General features: G+C 46.7%; 1 protein-coding gene. It reads left to right on the top strand.

Going from position 1 to position 608, the window contains the following annotated elements; all coding sequences use genetic code 11:
• Positions 1–20: 20 nt before the first annotated feature.
• Positions 21–608 (top strand): hypothetical protein (locus tag WH277_RS05495; RefSeq protein WP_339504882.1); only part of this gene is annotated, 588 nt, incomplete at its 3' end.

Here is a 608-nt window from a genome sequence, read left to right as displayed (position 1 = left end):
GCCCAATGGCTTCTTCGAAAATGAAAGAAATCCTGATCAAAAAGGGACTATCCGAGGAGGCTGCACGCCAGCGCATTTCCCGTGCTGGAGAAAACATCATGCGTTTTCCCCATATGCCCTTACCAAAGCGTGAGGCATTTCTGTATTTGAACAAAGATTACAATACTCGCAACTTCTGGAATGCACTGTTATCAGCCCATAGTGAGGCCCGTTCGGTTTATGCGAATACATTCTTCGCTTTGAGAGCCTATCAGGGCGTAATACCAGCTTATCTCCTTGCAAAAGTTTCAGGTGCGCCTGTCAAACTGACCAAACATGTGCCCGTTAAACTGCTTGAAGACCAGATGGTAAGGGGGGAACTCATAAGGCGTGATAAAGATGATGCCCTTGGCGCGTGCCTGATTTCTTACGTCCATTTGCATGAGGGCCATAAGTCGCCGCGAGATGTTCGCGGACAGTTACTTATCGAAGAAATCCTTATAAAGGGGGTGTCAGAATGGCTGCGCAAGAATGGTATGGCCAGTTTTAATAAAGTGCAGGTGCGAAATCCGGAAAAAATGCCTGATTTTTCTCACCATCACTGGGATATAACAGCCCCATCTTATATC

Origin of the sequence: Erwinia sp. MYb416, assembly GCF_037479575.1 — a bacterium.
Taxonomy (GTDB): domain Bacteria; phylum Pseudomonadota; class Gammaproteobacteria; order Enterobacterales; family Enterobacteriaceae; genus Erwinia; species Erwinia rhapontici.
The sequence above is the reverse complement of the archived record's forward strand: the minus strand, read 5'-3'. Positions and strand labels throughout refer to the sequence as shown.